Raw genomic sequence first — 20846 nt, forward strand, 5'->3', positions numbered from 1 at the left:
GACGGTCCCTTCCCCGGCGAGATCCGGTCCGCGTGTGACTACCACCCAAACCCCCGTCGCCGGAACGACCCTGCGCACGGCCACCGGGCGCGAGGCCACCCGCTGGGTGGCCGAGCACTGCGGGCGAGCACGGTGGCTGACCGCCTCCACCGTGCTCACCACGGTGGCCGGGGCCGCGCTGCAAGTGGTCCCTGTGCTGCTCCTCGGCCGGGTCGTCGACGGGGTGGTCGGGGGTGAGCCACGTTCGATACTGCTCACCGTCGGCGTGCTGATGGTGGGTGCGGCGCTCCTCGGCGCCGCGGCCTCCGCGGCCTCCACGTACCTGATCGGGAAGCTCGGCGCCGAACTGCTCGCACGACTCCGCGAGGAGGCCGTGCGAGCCGTTCTGGGGATGCCGAGCGCGCGTGTCGAGCAGGTGGGGCGGGGGGACGTGCTGTCCCGGGTCGGCGACGATGTCGCGGTGCTCTCCAAGGGCATCCGTACGGCCATTCCCACCGTGTTCTCGGCCGGAGTCCTGGTGGCCATCGCGACGATCGGCATGTTCGGTCTCGACTGGCGGCTCGGCCTGGCAGGAGCAGGCGCCCTGCCCGCCTACGCGCTGGCGCTCCGCTGGTACCTGCCCCGCTCGGCGCCGCTCTACCGCGAGCAGCGGGTGGCCCAGGCCGATCGCGCGCAGGCGCTGATCAGCGGACTGAACGGCATCGACACGGTCCGGGCCTACCGTATGGAGGACTCCGTACGGGAGAAGGTCACCAGCGAGTCGTGGCGGGTGCGCGACCTCGGCGTCGAGGTGTTCCGGTTCTTCGGACGGTTCGTCGGCCGGGAGAACCGGGCCGAGTTCATCGGCCTCGTCCTGATCCTGGTCGTCGGGTACGCCCTGCTGGAGGCGGATGCCGCCACCCTGGGCGAGGTGTCGGCCGCCCCGCTGATGTTCCACCGCCTGTTCACCCCGCTCGGCGCCATCATGTTCACCTTCGACGAGGCGCAGAAGTCCGGCGCGAGCCTCACCCGGCTCGTCGGCGTGTTCTCGGAGCCCTCCGAGGCGCGGCTGGTGGGCGACGGCTCCGTGGCCACGGCCGACATCGCGCCGTACCCCGTCACCGTGCGGGACCTGACGTTCACCTATCCCGGTTCCGACGACCCGGTCCTGCGGGGGGTGACCCTGTCCATTCCGGCCGGCGGTTCGCTCGCCCTGGTCGGAGCGACGGGCGCCGGCAAGTCGACCCTGGCCGCGCTCATCGCCGGCATCGGGAGGCCGCAGGAGGGGGCCGTGCGCATCGGGTCGCACGACCTCGCGGATACGGACGAGGCCGGGGCGCGGGCCCTGGTGAGCATCCTGACCCAGGAGACCCATGTGTTCTCCGGTCCGCTCGCCGACGACCTGCGGCTCGCCGCACCCGGCGCGAGCGATGACGAGCTGGGGGAGGCGCTGCGCACGGTCGGTGCCGGGGGATGGCTCGAACTGCTCCCCGACGGTCTGAACACCACGGTCGGCGAGGGCGGCGAACGCCTGGACGTCACCAAGGTCGCCCAGATCGCCCTGGCCCGGCTGGTGCTCAGCCGGTCCCCCGTGGTCGTGCTCGACGAATCGACCGCGGAGGCGGGCAGTGAGGGCGCGGCCGAGCTGGAACGCGCCGTGCTGGCCGCCTGCTCCGGCCGGACCACGCTGTTCGTGGCCCACCGGCTGACCCAGGCGATGGCGGCGGACCGGATCGCCGTGCTCGACGAGGGGCGCGTGGTGGAGGAGGGAACGCACAGCGAACTGGTCGAGCTGGGCGGCCAGTACGCCCGGCTGTGGCGTGCGTGGCGAGAGGGCAGTTGAGCGCGGCCCGGCCGACGGCCGGACCCGGTCGCATACCGCGAAAGGATGCTGAGACTTCGATGTCCGAACCGAGTGCTTCTCGCATGGCGCTTTCCTCCACTCGGCTGGCCGCCGTACGCCGGCGGACCGGCGACTACAGCGACCGGACCATCGTCGAAGCGTGCGCCGTCGGCCTCGCGTACTGGGCGACCGGTTCCGCCCCGGACGGCATGGAGCTGACACCCGCCACGCCCTTTCCCGACGTCCTTGAACGGGTTCACAACGGATCCGTCGGGAACGGCGGTCGGCCGGTCGATGCCGAGTGCCTCACCATCGCCGTGCCGGCCGGGACCGACCCGGTCGACGCCCAGCAGGCACTCGACGACCTGGCCGACTTCCCCGACCGGCCCGTCGGCACCATAGGCCCGTCCGGTCCCCGCGCCCGGGCCGAGGAACTGGCCCGGTGGAACGACACCCGTGCGGACCGGGTCCGCCCGACCCTCATGGAGCTGTTCCACGAGCAGGCGCGCCTGCGGCCGGACGCCGTCGCGATCGTCGACGAGCACCGATCGCTGACGTACCGCGAAGCGGACCGGCTGTCCGCCCAGTTGGCGCACCACCTGATCGAACGAGGCCTCGGCCCGGAACAGGTCGTCGGGATCTCGCTCGGCCGCTCCGCCGAGATGGTCGTCGGCCTCCTCGCCGTCCTTCGGGCCGGAGGGGCGTTCGTCCCCCTCGACCCCCAGTGGCCCGCCACCCGCAGGGCTGTCGTGGTCGAGGACGCCCGGGTCGTGCTGCAGCTCAACTCCACGGGCAAGACGGACGCCGGGGAACCGGACGCCGTCGCCGTCGACCTCGGCGCCTGGAAGTACGGGGCCCACCCGGTGGACGCGCCCGAGGTGACCGTCCCCGGCGCCTCCCTGGCCTATGTGATCTTCACGTCCGGCTCCACCGGACGGCCCAAGGGCGCGATGATCCGGCACGAGGCGATCAGCGAACGCCTGTTGTGGCAGTCCGCCGAGATCCTCCACTTCGGCCATGACGACGCGTCGCTCTTCAAGGCCCCGCTCTCCTTCGACATCTCCGTCAACGAGATCTTCCTGCCGTTGGTCACCGGCGGCCGTCTCGTGATCCTGCGGCCCGGCGGCGAACGCGACCCGCACCATCTGCTCGGCGTCATCGCCGAGCAGCGCGTCACCTTCACCTACCTGGTCTCCTCCATGCTGGACGTCCTCCTGGAGATCGCGGGCGACTCCGGACGGCTCGACAGCCTGCGGCACGTCTGGTGCGGCGGCGAGGTCCTCACCCCGGAGCTGTACGAGCGGTTCCGCGACCGCCTCGACATCCCGCTCTACCACGGCTACGGCCCTGCCGAGACGACCATCGGCGTCTCCCACGTCATCTACCGGGGAGCGGCGACACGCCTGTCGACCTCCATCGGCAGGGCCAACCCCAACACCCAGCTCTACGTGCTCGACGACGAGCTGCGGCCCGTGCCGGTCGGCGTCGGCGGCGAACTGTACGTCGGGGGACTCCTCCTGGGACGCGGATATGTGGGCGCACCAGGTCTCACCGCCTCCCGGTTCGTGGCCAATCCGTTCGCCTCGGACGGTTCCCGGCTGTACCGGACGGGTGACCTGGCGCGGTACGCCCCGGACGGGTCGCTGGACTTCCTGGGCCGCGCCGACAACCAGGTCAAGATCCGCGGCATGCGGCTGGAGATCGAGGACGTCGAGGCCTCCCTCGCCGAGCACCCGGGCGTACGGCACACCTGTGTCGTCGCGAAGAAGAACACGGTGGGCGGCACCTACCTGGTCGGATACGTCATCCCGTCCGGCGGCCACCAGGACCTGAGCGCGGACGACGTCAAGGCGTGGGCCGCGGCCAACATGGTCGAGTACATGGTGCCCACCCACCTCGTCGTGCTGACGGAGTTCCCCCTCACCGCGAACGGCAAGCTCGACCGGAAGGCGCTGCCGGAACCCTCCGTGGGCGCCGGAGCCCAGGTGACCCCCGCCACCGAGAACGAGCGCATGGTCTGCGAGGCGGTCGCACGGGTGCTGCGGCTGGACAGCGTCGGCGCGGACGAGGACTTCTTCCAGCTCGGCGGAGACAGCATCCTGGCGATCTCCCTCCTCAGCGCCCTGCGCGAGGCCGGCCTCCACGTCACGGCGCGGCAGATCTTCACCAACACCGTCGTCGGGGCGCTGGCGGCAGTGGCGAGCGAGGAGTCCGCCGCCGCCGTCGACCACGGTGACGTCGGGACCGGCACCGTCGTCGGATCGCCCATCGTGCAGTGGCTGGGCGAGACCACGGACGCGATCGACGGCTTCGTGCAGTCGGTCGTCCTCAACACCCCGGCCGAACTGACCGCCGACGCCCTCGACGACATCCTCGCCGCCGTGCTCGCCCGGCACGACATGCTCCGCGCCAGGCTCGTACGCGGCGAGCGCTGGGGCTTCGACATCCCGCCGGCCGGGCGGACCGCCTCCTGCTGGGAGCCGAGCGACGCCCCGCCGGCGGATTGCGTCGCCCTCGCCACCGCGGCGCTCGACCCGGACGACGGCGTCATGCTGCGCGCCGTCTGGCGCCGCGAGGCCCGCCAACTCGTCCTGGTCGCCCACCACGTGGTGATCGACGGTGTGTCCTGGCGCATCCTCATGGACGACCTGGCCACGGCCTGGCGTCAGCACTCCGCCGGCGCACCCGTCGATCTGCCCCCGGTCGGCACGTCGTTCCGGCGCTGGACCCAACTGCTGGGCCGCGCGTCGTTCGACGCCGACCGTGGCCACTACGCCACCCCGCTGCCCGCCGCCGACGCGCCCATCGGCAGGCGTGCGCTCACCGCGGCCGACACCGTGGCACGGGAACGGACCCGAGCCGTCTCCGTCGGACCCGGGACCACGGCCGCACTGCTGGGCGAGATCCCCGCGAAGTTCCACGCCGGCGTCAACGACGTCCTGCTGACCGCCCTCGCCGTCGCCCTCGCCCGCTGGCGGCGTGACCGGGGGCAGGACCAGACGTTCGCCCACATCGAACTGGAAGGGCACGGCCGCGAGGGGCGCTTCGTCACGCCCACGGCCGGTTTCGAACCCGAACTGTCGCGCACCGTCGGCTGGTTCACCACGCTCTTTCCGGTCGTCGTGGATCCCGGCGCGGCGCCCGATCCCACCGCGCCCGCCTACCTCGCCGCCGCCCTCAAGGCGGTCAAGGAGGACCTCGCTCGCGTACCGAGCAACGGCGTCTCCTACGGCGCCCTGCGCCATCTGGCCGACGACGTCCCGGCCGGCCCCGCGCCGCAGGTCCTCTTCAACTACCTGGGCCGCTTCGACGCCGGCACCTCGGACGACTGGCAACTCAGCAGCACGACCGGACAGTTGGGCGAGAGGCGCGATCCGTCGATGCGGCTGCCGCGCGCCCTGGAGTTCAACGCGATCGCCGAACCCGACGCGAACGGCGCGTACGAACTGGTCACCACCATCTCCTGGCCCGAGGAGCTCTTCACCGAGGAGGACATCACCGCCCTCGGCGACCACTTCCGCTCCGCCCTCACCTCACTCGCCGCGCTCGAAGCCGGTGGCCACACGCCCAGCGACTTCCCGCTGGTGGCGCTGACCCAGGCCGACGTCGACGCCCTGGACGGCCCGGCGCTCCACGACATCCTGCCGCTGACCCCGCTGCAGGAGGGCCTCTACTTCCACACCGTCTACGACGACGACGCCACCGGCGCCTACGTCGAGCAGCAGCTGCTGACGCTGGACGGAGACGTGGACGCCGACCGTCTCGCCGCGGCCGCCACCCGGCTGCTCACGCTCTACCCCAACCTGGCCGCCCGCTTCACGGCCCTCGCCGACGGCAGGGTCGTCTCCGTCGTCGAGCGTGGCAGGACCGCGCCCTTCACCACCCTGGACCGCCCCGCCCTCACCGACGAGGAGATCCGCGACCTCGCCGAACGGGACCGCCGGGCCGGGTTCGACCTCGCCGGCGGACCCCTGATGCGGTACACGCTGATCCGTGCCGGGGCGGGCCGCACCGTCCTGGTGCAGACCGTGCACCACATCATCGCCGACGGCTGGTCGGTGCCGCCGATGCTCCGCACCCTGCTGGCCGAGTACCACGCGCCGGGATCGGTGTACCCGCTCGGCGGCTACCGCGACTACGTGGACTGGCTCTCCGGGCGCGACCGGGTCGAGAGCGACCGGGTGTGGCGCGAGGAGCTCGCCGGACTGACCGGCTCCTCCCTGGTCGCCGAGGGGCACACCCCCTCCCAGCGGTTCGCCGACGTCTCGGCCGTGCCCGTCGACGACATCGACATGGCCGTCCGCTCGGCCGGAGTGCCCCTGAGCGTGGCCGTGCACAGCGCCTGGGCGACGACCCTCGGGTCCATCCTGCACAGCAGGGACGTCGTCTTCGGCTCCACCGTCTCCGGACGCGACGCCGAACTCCCCGGAATCCGGGACATGGTCGGCCTCTTCATCAATACCATCCCCGTGCGTGCCCGTTGGACCCCGAACGACACGGCGTACGACCTGCTCGACGCCGTGAAGCGGCACCAGGGCGCCGTCCTGGCCCACCAGCACGTCTCCCTCGCACGGATCGGACGGCTGAGCGGCGCGGGCTCCCTCTTCGACACGCTGGTCGTCTTCGACATCGCGACCGACGCGGCCGCCCTGCGCCGACCGGGCGACACCCTCGCCATCGCCGACATCGTCAACGAGGGAGCCCCGCACTACCCGTTGACCCTCGTCGTCGAACGCGCACAGGACGGCCGCTCACGCTTCAACCTGATCTACGACGGCGAACTCCTGCGCCCCCGACGCGCCGAGGCGATCCTGGCCACCTTCACCCGGAACCTCACCGAACTGCTCGGCCGCCCGGACGATCCGGTCGACGTGGTGGTCGCCGCGCCCGGCGGCGCCCCGACGCAGGAGGCCCCGACGACCCTGGTCGAGCTGTTCGACGCCGCCGCACTCCGCGACCCGGCGGCCACCGCCGTCACCCAGTGCGCGCTCGACGGCGGCACCCGCTCCCTCACCTACGGCGAACTCGCTTACACCAAGGCAGAGTTGGCTGCCACGCTCTGCGCGGCCGGGGTCGGGCCGGGACACCGGGTCGCCGTCGCCGTCCCGCGCTCGCTGGAACAGGTCGCCGCCCTGGTCGCCGTCGTCACCGCCGGAGGCGCGTACGTACCGCTGGACCTGGCGTATCCGGACGAGCGGCTGGAGTACATCCTCGCCGACGCCGCCCCGCAGGTCGTCCTCGTGGACCGGGAGCAGCGGAGCCGCTTCACCCGGCTGCTGGACCGGGCGGGCGTGCGCGCCCGGGTGCTCGTCCAGGGCGATGGACTGGTTGACGAACCGGGTGACGAACCGGGTGACGAACACCTCTCGGACACCGGCCTGACCGCCGTCGGACCCGGGGACGCCGCGTACGTCATCTACACCTCCGGATCGACCGGCCGGCCCAAGGGCGTCGTCGTCCCGCACCGCGCGGTGACGGCACTCCTCGCCAACACCCGCCCGGACATGGACTTCGGCCCCGACGACGTATGGGTCCAGTTCCACTCCTTCTCCTTCGACTTCGCCGTCTGGGAGCTGTGGGGCGCACTCGCCCACGGCGGCGAACTGCTGGTACCGGAGTACGCGCTGACCCGCTCACCGGTCGACTTCCACCGGCTGGTCCGGCAACGCGGTGTGACCGTGCTCAACCAGACCCCCTCCGCCTTCTACCGGTTCATCGAGGCCGACCTGCACGCGGAGGAGCCGGTCACGACGGTGCGCCGCATCGTCTTCGGCGGCGAGGCGCTCGACCTCGCGCGGCTGCGCGGCTGGGTCGAGCGGCACGGTACGGGCTCGCCCGAGCTGGTCAACATGTACGGCATCACCGAGACCACCGTCCACGTCACCCACCGGGTGCTGACGGACGAGGACTTCGCCCGGGGCGCCGACGTCAGCCCCATCGGCGCGCCGATCCCCGGACTGACCACCCATCTCCTCGACGTCCGGCTGCGGCCGGTGCCGCCGGGCCGGGTCGGCGCCGTCTACGTCGCGGGCGGCCAGCTGTCCCTCGGCTATCTGGGACGCCCCGGGCTCACCGCCGCGCGGTTCGTGGCGAACCCGTTCGCCTCCGACGGCTCCCGCATGTACCACACGGGCGACCTGGCCCGCCGGACGCTCGACGGCGAGCTGGAGTTCGTCGGCCGCGCCGACGACCAGGTGCAGTTGAAGGGGTTCCGGATCGAACCGGGCGAAGTGGAGGGCGCGATCCGGGAGCTCGACGGCGTCGTCGACGCGGCCGTCACCGTGGCGGACGACGGCGACCAGCTGATCGCCCATGTCGTCGGCGAGCCGCCCGCGGACTTCGCCGGCCTGCTCGCTGCCAGACTGCCCGCGCACATGGTGCCGGGCCGAGTGCTGCCGGTGGACGCGTTGCCGCTGACCGTCAACGGCAAGCTGGACCGCAAGGCGCTGACCGAACGGGCCGCGCAGCACCCCGACCCGCAACGGGAGGCCCCGGGAACCACCGGCGACTCCGCGCTCAGCGCCCTGACCGGCATCTTCGCCGAGGCGCTCCCCGGCGCGACCGTGGACGCCGACACCGACTTCTTCGGCGCCGGCGGGGACAGCATCGTCGCCATCACCGTGATCAACCGGGCCCGGGCGCTCGGCCTGTCGATCGCACCCCGGGACGTCTTCCTCTTCAGGACGCCCCGTGCCCTCGCCGGCCACCTGGCCGAGCGCACCCCGCAGACCGTGCCGACGCCGACGTCCCGTCGCGAGGACGGACCGCTGCCGCTCACGCCGATCATCCTGCGCCGGCGGGAGCTGGCCGCGCCGCTCTCCGGATTCGCCCAGGCCAGGTCGGTGGCCGTCCCCGAAGGCACCCGCCTCGACGACATCCGGCGCGCCGCGAACACCCTCGTGGCCGCACACCCGGCCCTGCGCCTGCGGCTGAGCGTCGATCACGGCGTGTGGGCCCTGCGTACCGAATCCGCCCGCGAGGTCGGCGTCGGCACCCCGGACACCACCGACGCCACCGCGGCGGCGAACGAGGCCGCCGGCCGGCTCGACCCGGAGACCGGGGACGTCGTCGCGTTCTCCTGGCTCGCGGCGAGCCGCACCCTGGTCGTCACCGTCCACCACATCGCCGTGGACACGGTGTCCTGGCTGATCCTCCTCGACGACCTGGCCACCGCCCTGACCGGGGCGGACCTGCCGCCGCCGACCACCTCCTACGCCGCGTACGCCGAAGCGCTCGCCGTGCGGACCGCCCAGCAGACCGACGACCTCGGCCACTGGATCACCGCCCTCCGGGCCCCGGCCCTGCTGCCCGCGGTCCAGGGCCTCCGCGCGAGGACGGCCGTCCTCCCGTCCGGCGCGAGCGACCTGGTGACCCGCCGTGCACCCGGCGCGCTCGGTATCGAGCTCACCGAGCTGCTGGTCGGAGCCCTGCGCACCGCGCTGACCCGGATCCAGACCGCGCCCACCGACCTCGCCGTCGAGCTGGAGCGACACGGCCGGGTCCCGGCCGCCGAGCACCACGACTACTCCCGTACGGTCGGCTGGTTCACCTCCATCGCCCCCGTACGCCTCACCGCCCACACCGACCCCGTCGCCTCGGCGCGCGAGGTCGCCGAACGCCGGCCGGACGAGGACGGGCACGTCGCCTACGGCCGTCTCAGGTACCTCAACCCGCAGACGGCCCCGCTGCTCACCGCGCAGCCGCAGGTCCTCTTCAACTACCTCGGCCGGGGCAACGAGTCGGACGCCCTGCGGATCACCACGGACGACCGGAACAGCCCGTACGCCGTCGAGGTCAACGCCTGGACCGACGAGGCCACCGGCTGCCTCCACGCGGCCTTCACCCTCGCCGAGGGCATACCCGACGCGATCACCGAGCACTGGCTCGCCGCCCTGGAACAGATCGGGAACGCGTCCGAGAGCGCCGAGCGCACCGCACCGGTCACCCCGCTCCAGCGGGGCCTGTTCTTCCAGGCCCAGATGGCGGGCGCGGCGGGGCACTACGTCGCCCAGAGCTACTTCGCCTTCGACCGCCGCCTGGACGCCGACGCGCTGGCCGAGGCGATGGCGTACGTGATCGCGCGCCACCCCGTCGTCGGCGCGGGGTTCACCACCGACGACGACGGAAGCCCGGTCCAGGTCCTCAGGGCGGGCCGACGGGTCGCCGTCCGCACCGTCGCGCTGACGACGGACGCCGAGGTCGAGACCCTGTGCACCCGGGACCGCGAGCAGGGCTTCGACCCGGGGGAGCCGCCGCTCGTCCGGATGACCGTCGTGCGGATGCCCGACGGCCGCGACGGCCTGCTGCTCAGCTACCACCTGCTGCTCTGGGACGGCTGGTCCCGCGAGATCCTGCTGCGCGACCTGTTCGACGCGTACGAGGCCGTGGTGGCGGGCCGGCCGTGGGACGCGACGCCGGCCGTGCCGGGCTTCGAGGAGTACGCCCGGACGCTCGCCGCGAAGGACCCGGCCGTCTCGGAGCGCTTCTGGACCGAGCACCTGGCAGGACTGCCGGGACCGACGCTGCTCGCCGGACCGGCCCCGCAGCTCATCGAGGAGCTGCCGCAGCCGCTCGTGCACACCCTGTCCGCCGAACTGTCGGAGCTGCTGCGCGAAACGGCGCGGACCCGGGGCGTCACACTGAACTCGGTACTGACCGGCGCCTTCGGCCTCTTCCTCGGAGCCCGTACGGGCCGCAGCGACGCCGTCTTCGGCGTGACCGTCTCGGGCCGCGAGGGCGAGGGACACGGCGACATCGTCGGCGTCCTGCTCAACACCGTCCCCCTGTGGACCCGGGCCCGGCCCGACGATTCGGTCGACACGTTCCTCTCGTCGGTGCAGGCGGCGCGCGTGGCGGCGATGGACCACGAACACCTGGGCCTCGGCGAGATCCAGCGGGCCGGCGGGCACGACACCCTGTTCGACAACCTGTTCGTGCTCCAGAACTTCCTGGACCTGGACGCCTTCGCCGCGATGAACGCCCGCCACGGCATCACCTCCGTCCGGGCCGACGACTCCACGCACTACCCGTACACCTGGGTCGTCACGCCCGGCGACCGGCTCACGGTCAAGCTGGAGCACCGCCACGGAGATGCCGACAACGCCCGCCGGCTCCTGGAGGACTACCTGCGCGTCCTGGCGGACGTGGCGCGGGCCACCGGACCGGTGGGCGCGCTGCGCGGCCTGGGACCGGACCCCGAACCCGCAGGGCGCACCGAGGTCGGCACGGACACCGTCGTCGACCGCTTCGACCTGGCGGCCGACCGCGATCCGGAGCGCATCGCGCTCGTCGCCGACGGCGCCACGATGACCTTCGCCGAACTCCGGGAGCGCAGCCGGGCGGTGGCGGGCGTCCTCGCCCGGCGCGGCATCGGACCCGAGACGACCGTGGGCCTCGCGATCCCGCGCTCCCTCGACTGGATCGCGGCACTGTTCGCCGTGCTGCGCGTCGGGGCCGCGTACGTGCCACTGGAGCTGGACCACCCGGACGAGCGGATCGCGGCGATCGTCGAGGACGCCCGGCCCGAGGTGATCCTCACCGTGAGCTCGGTGTCGCCCCGGCTGAACGGCGAACTGATCGAACTGGACCGCCCGTTGCCGGAGGCCAAGCCGTACACGACGTTCGCACCGGACGACCCGGACCGCCTGCGCCACCCCGCGTACACGATCTACACCTCCGGCTCGACCGGGAAGCCCAAGGGGGTGGTGACCGAATACGCGGGTCTCACGAACATGCTGATCAACCATCAGCGCCGGATCTTCGAGCCCGTCCTCGCCGAACACGATCACCGGGTCTTCCGGATCGCGCACACCGTGTCGTTCGCGTTCGACATGTCGTGGGAGGAGCTGTTGTGGCTCGCCGACGGGCATGAAGTCCACATCTGTGACGAGGAGTTGCGACGCGACGCGCCCCGCCTGGCCGCGTACTGCGCCGAGCACCGCATCGACGTCGTCAACGTCACACCCACCTACGCCCAGCAGTTGTTCTCCGAGGGCCTGTTGGACGACCCGGAGAGGCGTCCCGCACTGGTGCTGCTGGGCGGCGAGGCCGTCTCCCCGACGCTGTGGCAACGGCTCGCGGAGACCGAGGGCACGGTCGGCTACAACCTGTACGGGCCCACCGAGTACACCATCAACACCCTCGGCGTCGGCACCTTCGAGTGCCAGGACCCGGTGGTCGGCGTGGCCATCGACAACACCGAGGTGTACGTCCTGGACCCGTGGCTGCGTCCGCTGCCCGCCGGAGTGCCCGGCGAGCTGTACGTGGCGGGCATCGGCATCGCCCGCGGCTATCTGGGCCGGAGCGCCCAGACCGCACACCGCTTCGTCGCCTGCCCCTTCGGCCGTCCGGGGGAGCGCATGTACCGCACCGGGGACCTGGTGATCCGCCGGCCCGACGGAAACATCGCCTACCTGGGCCGCACCGACCAGCAGGTCAAGATCCGAGGTCACCGGGTCGAACCGGGCGAGGTCGAGGCCGTGTTCGCGGCCCATCCGGCGGTCCGGTTCGTCGCGGCGGTCGCGCAGCCCGACCCGCAGGTGGACGGCGCCCACCGCCTGGCCGCCTACCTGGTCCTCGCCGACTCCGCGGACCTGGCCCAGGTCGCCGGCGAGGCGGGTGCCGGCCTGCCGGACTTCCTGCGCCCCACGCACTACGCCCAGGTGGACAGCATCCCGCTGACCGTGAACGGGAAGGCCGACACCAAGGCGCTGCCGGAGGCCAGGCCGCTGGGCGCGCTGACCACGGCGGGGGAGCGGGGCCCGGAGACCGGGACGGAGAGCACCGTCTGCGAGTTCTTCGCCGAGGCGCTCGACCTCGACGACGACGAGGTCAGCGCGGTGAGCGACTTCGTCTCCCTCGGCGGGCACTCCATGCTGGCGGTGCGGCTGATCGGCCTCCTCCGCCGCGAGTACGGTCCTGTCATCACCATCCGCGACCTGTTCACCCTGCGAACCCCGGAAGCGATCGCCCGCCACCTCGATGAGACTCCTGACCCTGATGAAAACTCCTGACACCGAGCTGCCCCGCCCGGGGGCCGCCATCCTGCGGACGGCGCTCCGCCGGAACGTCGGCGCCATGATCGCGGGCACCGTCCTCATGGGCCTGTACCAGGCGGCCGAGACCGCGTTCCCCATCGCTCTCGGACTGATCGTCGAGCACACGATGCAGGACCGCAGCCTCGGCTCGCTCGCCATCTCGATCGGCTCGCTGGCCGTGATCATCACGACGGTGTCCCTGTCGTGGCGGTTCGGCATGCGCGTGCTGCAGAAGGCCAACACCACCGAGGCGCACCGCTGGCGGGTGCGGGTGGCCGCCTGCGGACTCCAGCCGGTGGCCAGGGACGTGGACCTCAAATCCGGCGAGATCCTGACCATCGCCACCGAGGACGCCGACCAGACCGCCGACATCATCGAGGTGGTGCCCCTGCTGATCAGTTCCCTGGTCGCCGTCGCCGTCGCGGCGGTCGCCCTGAGCCTGGCCGACCTCCGGCTGGGCCTGCTGGTGATCGTGGGGACCGTCGCGATCCTGTCGGTCCTCGCCGTGATGTCCAAGCGGATCGGAGCCAGTACGCAGGAACAGCAGGCCCGGGTGGCCCGGGCGGGCGCCAAGGTCGCCGACCTCATCATCGGGCTGCGCCCGCTGCACGGCTTCGGCGGCAACCACGCCGCCTTCGGCTCCTACCGTCGGGTCAGCACGGACGCGAAGCGCCAGGCGATCACCGTCGCCCGGGTGAACGGCGTCTACGCCGGCACCGCGCTCGCCCTCAACGCCGTCCTCGCCGCGGCCGTCTCCCTGACGGCGGGCTGGCTGGCCTTCGAGGGCCGGATCACCATCGGGGAACTCGTCATGGCCGTGGGCCTCGCGCAGTTCATCATGGAACCGCTCAAGATGTTCTCCGAGATGCCCAAGTACGTGATGATCGCCCGCGCTTCGGCCGAGCGCATGGCTCTGGTGCTGACCGCGCGACCCGTGACGACACCGGGTCCCGAGCGGCCGGAGCCCGGCGGAGAGCTGGAGGTCGACGGAGTGCGCCACGGGACCCTGCAGGGGGCGAAATTCACGGTCACCGCAGGAGAGTTCGTGGCGATCGCGGCCTATCAGCCGCGCGCGGCGGCCGACCTGGCCGCCGTCCTCGCGGTGAACGTCGCCCCCCACGCGTACGAGGGAGTGGTACGGGTCGGAGGCCGGGAGATCGCGGACCTGTCGATCGAGTCGGTCCGCGAGCACCTGCTGGTGAATCCCTACGACGGGGAGATCTTCGCCGGCACGCTCCGGACGAACATCGACCCGTCGGGCACCGGCCGGGCGATCGAGGCGGCCGTCGAGGCCTCCATGCTCACCGACGTCGTCGCCCTCCACCGCGAGGGGCTCGACTACCCGATCCGCGACCGGGGCGCGAACCTCTCCGGAGGGCAGCGGCAACGGCTCTCGCTGGCCCGCGCGTTGGCCGCCGACGCCGAAGTGCTCGTCCTGCACGATCCGACGACGGCCGTGGACGCGGTGACCGAACAGCTCATCGCGCGCAACGTCGCGAAGCTGCGCAGGGGCCGGACCACGCTCGTGCTCACCAGCAGTCCGGCGCTCCTGGACGCCGCGGACCGGGTGCTCGTCCTCGACGAGGGCGTCATCACCGCCGAGGACACCCACCGCAACCTCCTCGCCGGGGACGAGGCCTACTGCCGGGCCGTGGCCAGGTGAACCACACGGCGGCTCCCGGGGCGCGTCCGTGCCCGTCCCGGGAACCTCTCAGCCGAGAGCCCAGGCGACATCCCTGAGCAGCGCGTGCCGCCAGCCCGCCCGGTCGTGCCCGGACGCCGAACGCGACACCCGGACCGTGGCGCCGGCCTGCTCGGTCAGCGCCTCGGTCAGCTCGCAGTGCGGCAGCATCGGGCGCTCGTGCTCGCCCACGTCGAACGCGCACCGCAGCCGCGACAGGTCGGCGCCCCGGCGAAGTCGCTCGGCGAGGGCTCCGCCGACGGCCCCTCCCAGCGGATCCGGCAACGCCTCCGTGCCGGGCGCCCACCAGAAGGACCCCGACTGGCAGGCGACCCGCGAGACCAGCTCCGGGAACTCCAGCGCCGCGTACAGCGCGCTCAGACCGCCCAGGCTCTGCCCGGCGACCACCAGCCGCTCCGGGTCGGCCGGCACGCCCGACTCGGCGACCAGCGGCAGCAGTTCGTCCCGGACCGCCTCCCACAGCTCGGGGCGGCAGGTGAACTCGGCCCCGCGGTCCTTGGCCGGCAGGAACACGAGGGTCACCGGGGGCATGTCACCCGCGGCGACGGCCGCGTCGAAGGCGGTCACGGCCGGGTGCAGATACAGCCAGTCGTCCCCGTCGAGCAGCAGCACCACCGGACCGCCTCCGCCCGCCGGGTGGACGCGCACGGTCCGCCGCCCGCCGAGCCGGTCGCTGCTCCAGCGGATCCGGGTACGGGGGAGGGGGAGCACGTCGTCCGCGCCGAGGGCGGGCCAGTGCGGCTGGGCGGGGGCGTCCGGTGTCGCGACGACGGAACGGTCCGCCCCGGCGCCGACCGGATTGAACGGATCGGCATGGGCCACGTCCCCCGCGAGGACGCGGTAGGTCACCCGCAGCCGCGCGGGCATCCGGACTTCGGCGTACCAGCAATCCGTACCGCCCCAGCGGTGCAACGGGACGGGCGACGACCAGCTCTCGAAGTCGAGCACGGCCTCGGAACCGCGCCACAGGAAGAGGGTCCGCCAACCGTCGTCGGCGGGGACCGACACGGGCGTACGAGCCGCCGCCCAGAACGCGTCGCCGCCGGGGCGGCCCGGGAGACCGAAGGCGGCGAACGGATGCTCGTCGATCACCGGACGCATGAGCGTCTCCTTGTGAGAGAGGAAGAGGCGAGGCTGGGCTCTCCTGGATGAGGTGAGCCTAACCCAGCGGTCCCGAAGGGGGGTTGGCGATCCGGATTCGAAGGCTGCCGGTCAGCCCGAGGAGGCCGCGCGCAACATCCGGAGCTGCCCGATCTCCGCCACGTTCTTCATCAGCTCGGCGTTGACCCACGCGGCGGTGTGGGCGACGGTGTGGTCCGGCCCCTGCCCCCAGGGAGACGGGGAGGCGGCGTCGAGTGCCGCGTCGTCCAGGCCGTCCAGCACCCCCAGCCACGCCTCCCGGAGCTCACGCAGCCGGCCGATGGCTCCCTCGGCGTTGCCCGGCCACGCGATGTCCTCCCGGTCCCGCGGCCGCCGGCCCAGGCAGAGCTCTACCGTCGTGCTCCACCACCAGTCGATGTGCCAGCCGAGCCAGCCGATCGTCGGCACCGGAACGGGATCGGGCTCCGTCTCCGCCCAGTCCGGCATCCACCGCCCGTCGGCCCGCAGACGCACCGTCCAGCACAACGGCGTTGGCCGCCAGAGGAAGTCCTCGGTGTCGAGCCGCTCCAGGTGGTACTCGAACAGCGACCAGGTCAGATCGAACTGGCGGCGCAGAAGATCACATCGCGAAGCGTTCACCGGGCGACCCTGACACACCCGTGCGCCCCCGACAACGCGCTTTCCGACGGTCCGGGCCCTGCGGCCGGGCGGTGGTCCGGGCTCTAGGCGGTGTCTTCAAATGACCTGTGTGGTGCATCGTCGTCGGGTGATACGTCGTCATGAGCTGTCAGATGCCGAGTGGCAGTTCGTGCGGTCGTTGCTGCCCGATTCGTCGCCGGAGCGAGGGCCGACGGACCTCGTCAAGCGCGTCTTCGGGCTGCCACGATGCCTCGACGATGAACGCCGTCACCCTCGGCGGGAAGAAGATCGACACCATCAGCTCCCTGGCGCCATACAGAATGTGCGGCTCGGATCAGCCCACCGAGGACGGGTTCACGATGCACAGCAGCAGGCGTACGTCGCGTTCAGTTGATCGATTCGATCCGGTAGCCTGCGCGGTCGGCCGCCTCGAGAAATGCATCGGTGTCGGATGACTCGCGCAGGAGAGCACCGAGCTCTCCCTCGGCTTCAGCCAGGCGGAAGTTGGCGGTCGCGAACGGATGGGTCACCGGCGGCGTTCCCGGGAGGGGCGGCGGCGCTGAGGTGCTCACAAGGACCCCTGGCTCACCGCGTATCTCGAGCGCGAGACGTTCGCCCTGCAGGAGCCGGTAGCTGCGCGTTCGTTCGGACGCTCCGTTCACGGTGTACCCCCCCGCTCCGTAGACCTGCTCGGGGAGTGCGAGCACTCCGGATCGCTCGCCTGGAGCCACGCCCTCGCGTACGGGGTGGCGCTCAGCTCGCGGCCCTTTCTACCACCCGGGCACCGAAGTGGCGAGCGGCTGACAGGCTTTGCTACCAGCACTGAGAAGCCTCATCTGAGTGGTCACTTGGCGGCCCGGGACCGAAAGACGACCGGGATACCGGAACCGTTGTTCCTTCCTCGGACTCAGCGGCCCGAGCCGATGCCACCGGGGTGCCTTCAAATCATCACCGCTGGTGGATCATGGTGGCGTGATACGTCGCCATGAACTGTCCGATGCCGAGTGGGAGTTCGTCCGGCCGCTGCTGCCCGAGTCATTGCGGGGGCGGAAGCGGCTGGACGACCGCAGGGTCCTGAACGGGATCGTGTGGAAGTTCCGCACCGGGACGGCCTGGCGGGACGTGCCCGAGCGATACGGCCCTTGGGCCACTCTGCACACGCGTTTCCGCAGGTGGGCGGCGGACGGTACGTTCGACCGGATGCTGCGGGCCGCCCAGGCAAAAGCGGACGCGGCCGGTGACATCGAGTGGCTCGTGTCGGTCGACTCCACCGTCGTCCGTGCTCACCAGCACGCGGCCGGGGCCCGAAAAAGGGGCTCCGCGACCCGGCCCTCGGCCGGTCTAGAGGCGGTCTGACCACCAAGATTCATCTCACCTGTGACGACCGGGGCCGTCCGCTCGGCTTCGTCGTCACGGGCGGCAACACCAACGACTGCACCCGGTTCACCGCCGTCATGGAAGCGATCCGGGTGCCCCGGATCGGACCGGGACGCCCCGGAACCGGCCCGATCACGTCCTGGGCGACAAGGGCTACAGCTCGAAGCGCAAGTCGCGACCCACTGGCGGGTGAGCAGTATGCGGAACGCGCATGACCCCGCCGGTGCGCAGAAGATCCAATCGATGGCACCGTCGAAACCTTCATCCCGCACCACGCGGGACATGCCCCAACTTTCACCGTGGGAGTTGCCCCACCTACAGGTCGAGGACCGCCCACACCCTGCGCCCGTCCTCCGCCGTGTCCGTCCCGCACGTCACCGCACCCAGCCCGGTCAGCTCTGGCAGCACCGCCGTATCTGCGGCGGCGTTGCCCGGCAGGTGGGACAGGGCAACGATCAACGCCTGCCGGTCCTGGTCCGCGAGGTGCACGGACACACGCCGGCCGCCATCCGCGACCGCAGTACGCACCAGCAGCTCCGTCAGTCCAGCCGCGGCCTCATCAGCCTCTCGGTAACCCCAATCGTGCAACTGCCCCAACACGCACCCTGACGCCTTCCGCGCAGCCCACGGGGCGGCCTCCAACGACCAGTTCGCCGAACGCCGGTTCCGCACCAGCATCCGCGCCCGTCCCGTCCCCTCGAGGCCCGTTTCCGGGCGCGGCGGCGAAATCGGCCGCTTCGGTGGGGGTGGAGTCTTCGGCGGGTAGTCCGGAGTGTGTTCCGACACGATGGGCTCCCAGCTTCGGCGAACACCCATCGTAAAGCGACTGTGACCGCCCCAGGTCAGAACTGCATCGGCTGGGTGGCACCACTGGTAACGCAATGCAGTCGACAACCCGCCGGGGCACCCAAATCACCCCTCGGTGGACGGTCACCTCCGCTCGCGCGGAGAGCACGGCGGCCGGTGGACCGGCGCCCGCGTGAAGGCCGGTTCACCTCCGCTCGCGCGGAGAGCACGTGCGCTCCGGACGGAGTAGCCAGTCGTGCTCCGGCTCACCTCCGCTCGCGCGGAGAGCACATGAGTGCCGCACCGAGTAACTCGGCTTTCCTCGGCTCACCTCCGCTCGCGCGGAGAGCACCGCTACCCGGACGACACCTCCGGCGTCTCCGACGGCTCACCTCCGCTCGTCGCGGAGGGCTCGCCACCGAGTTCGTCGCGGGCACCATCACCGCCGACTCACCTCCGCTCGCGCGGAGAGCACGGCATCCTGGCCGCCGAGTACGGGTTCCAGGCCGGCTCACCTCCGCTCACGCGGAGAGCACGGGAACTCGTGGGGGGAGCGGCGGAGGGGGCGACTTCGTCGGTGACCTGTAGCCGAGGTCACCACCTTGGCAGGGGACTTGGCGGTCGAGCGCTAGTCGTGCGGGTAGTCCTTGTGCTCGACGTAGGGGGCGGCGAGGAGCCGCAGCTGGTACTCAGCAGTCCGGTCGGCTGCCCCACCTGCTCCCAGGTGCGGGATGACGGTGTCCTCCAGGAGTGCGAGGTGCACCTCGGCGGTGGCGACGGAGAACCGGGCATGCGCCGCGGCCTGCTCGGGATCTACACCGAACCGCTCGGGGGCCTTAGCCACCGTGCTGCTTGCGAAGCGGGCCTTCTCCAGCTGCTCGTCGAGCCGCGCCCGGAGGAAGGCCACCAAGGCGTCGGTCATGAAGGGCTCCCGGTGTTCTGCTGCTCGCGGAGGTCGTCGAGCAGCGACGGATTGACGATCTGGATGATGGTCTCAAGTTCACGTCCCCCTGTTCACCCAGACCGTGACGCCCCGCGAGATCGATGGCGTGTGCCACCTGCCGAACCAACGCCCCTGGGCCGCTGTGTACGGCACGGCGGCCCGCAACCCGAGGAGAACTGAAGATGCCCGAACCACGCTGGATGCTGTGATGGCGTACTTCGAGGGAAGGTACGTGCGGCAGTTCTTCGGCCACGAAGTTGCCGCCCAGTTGCGCGTCCTCGCCGCCGCCCCGCCCCGAACTTGTGGACCACGCTGCGACCCTTCGCGAAGCCGCCGAGGTGGTCGAGGAAGCCGTCGGCGCCACCGCCCAGAAGCCCCGTCGCTGAGGTCGCGGACCGGTTCACCTCCGCTCGCGCGGAGAGCGCAACGCCGGGATCTTGTACTTCGCGGTCCCGTTCGGTTCACCTCCGCTCGCGCGAAAAGCACGCCGCCCGGCTCGGCTGGCCCGCCTACGGAGCCGGTTCACCTTCGCTCGCGCGGAGAGCACTCCGGGACTCACGTCCTCACCACCATGTACAACGGCTCACCTCCGCTCGCGCGGAGAGCACAGCATCCAGTGCCGGTGTGCGCTGACCTTCGACGGCTCACCTCCGCTCGCGCGGAGAGCACCCGGTGACGTTGCCGTCCGGTGCCACGCGTTGCGGCTCACCTCCGCTCGCGCGGAGAGCACGTGAGGATGCCGCCGAGGATGCCCTCCCGGTACGGCTCACCTCCGCTCGCGCGGAGAGCACTGGGACTACCTGGGCGCCCAGGTCCGTCCCCGCGGCTCACCTCCGCTCGCGCGGAGAGCACGGGTTAGGAGTCGAGTGCCCGCCGGATGCCCTCGGCTCACCTCCGCTCGCGCGGAGAGCGCCGGCCCGATGTGTGCTCGCTGGCCCCGGCCTCCGGCTCACCTCCGCCTGCGCAGAGAGCACAGTTCATGGGACCACAGGCCCTTCTGGTACTGCGACTTACCTCCGCTTCTGCGGAGAGCGCACGACACCCATACCGGCCCACCCGGGCCCGCCCCCGGCTCACCTCCGCTCGCGCGACAAGCACCATCAAGGACCGCGGGCACGGCAGCCCTGCGCCGGTTCGCCTCCGCTCGCGCGGAGAGCACGGGGTGCCGAGGTGGTCTGCCCGGTGCCGCCGGTCGACTCACCTCCGCGCGCATGGAGAGCGCAGGGCCAGGCCCTCCTTCGTGAACTCGATGAACGGCTAACCTCCTCGCGCGGAAAGCACAGGGCGATCGTCGCGAGGTCGGGGTAGCCGAGCGGCTCACCTCCGCTCGCGCGGAGAGCACACGCGGTCGACGCGGAACGCTCCGCCCATCACCGGCTCACCTCCGCTCGCGCGGAAAGCACGCCGCGGCCGCCGCCGCCTCGACCTCTCGGGTCGGAT

8 protein-coding genes and 1 pseudogene are annotated in these 20846 nt (G+C 71.9%); 4 read left to right on the forward strand and 5 right to left on the reverse strand.

The features are described 5' to 3' along the window. Positions 1 to 34: 34 nt before the first annotated feature. From IE272_RS36235 to IE272_RS36245, 3 genes are read left to right on the forward strand one after another with little or no spacing between them, the layout of a single operon-like run. Positions 35 to 1822 carry an ABC transporter ATP-binding protein gene (locus IE272_RS36235; protein ID WP_057661038.1) on the forward strand — a complete coding sequence of 596 codons (1788 nt, stop codon included), beginning with the start codon at positions 35 to 37 and terminating at the stop codon, positions 1820 to 1822. A gap of 59 nt (positions 1823 to 1881) precedes the next feature. After that, entirely contained in the window at positions 1882 to 12834 is a 10953-nt protein-coding gene (locus IE272_RS36240) for a non-ribosomal peptide synthetase (RefSeq protein ID WP_190009944.1), read from the forward strand. Further along, positions 12821 to 14521, forward strand: coding sequence for an ABC transporter ATP-binding protein (locus tag IE272_RS36245; protein ID WP_190009946.1), 1701 nt, complete (start codon positions 12821 to 12823; stop codon positions 14519 to 14521). Before IE272_RS36240 ends, IE272_RS36245 begins: the two co-directional genes overlap by 14 nt. 48 nt (positions 14522 to 14569) lie before the next feature. Here IE272_RS36245 and IE272_RS36250 read toward each other — a convergent pair whose 3' ends face one another. From IE272_RS36250 to IE272_RS36265, 3 genes are all read right to left on the reverse strand, one after another. Next, a complete protein-coding gene (locus IE272_RS36250) occupies positions 14570 to 15661 on the reverse strand; it encodes an alpha/beta hydrolase-fold protein (RefSeq protein ID WP_190009948.1) in 1092 nt (363 codons plus the stop codon). A gap of 111 nt (positions 15662 to 15772) precedes the next feature. Beyond that, entirely contained in the window at positions 15773 to 16300 is a 528-nt protein-coding gene (locus IE272_RS36255; RefSeq protein WP_190009950.1) for a DinB family protein, read from the reverse strand. A 386-nt stretch (positions 16301 to 16686) separates the two neighbouring features. After that, complete coding sequence (locus IE272_RS36265; protein WP_157875712.1) at positions 16687 to 16830, reverse strand: hypothetical protein; 144 nt, start codon at positions 16828 to 16830, stop codon at positions 16687 to 16689. Positions 16831 to 17272: 442 nt separating this feature from the next. Between IE272_RS36265 and IE272_RS36270 the strand changes: the two are divergent. Beyond that, positions 17273 to 17843: pseudogene (locus IE272_RS36270) on the forward strand (IS5 family transposase); the annotation flags it as partial. A 149-nt stretch (positions 17844 to 17992) separates the two neighbouring features. On the opposite strand, the gene IE272_RS36280 reads toward IE272_RS36270, so the two are convergent. Together IE272_RS36280 and IE272_RS36285 are read right to left on the reverse strand one after the other, a co-directional pair. Further along, entirely contained in the window at positions 17993 to 18205 is a 213-nt protein-coding gene (locus IE272_RS36280) for a hypothetical protein (protein WP_050362192.1), read from the reverse strand. An 886-nt stretch (positions 18206 to 19091) separates the two neighbouring features. Then, a complete protein-coding gene (locus IE272_RS36285; protein WP_007458579.1) occupies positions 19092 to 19385 on the reverse strand; it encodes a DUF6221 family protein in 294 nt (97 codons plus the stop codon). Positions 19386 to 20846: the final 1461 nt, after the last annotated feature.

It is taken from the genome of Streptomyces anulatus, from assembly GCF_014650675.1.
In the GTDB taxonomy this organism is placed as follows: domain Bacteria; phylum Actinomycetota; class Actinomycetes; order Streptomycetales; family Streptomycetaceae; genus Streptomyces; species Streptomyces anulatus.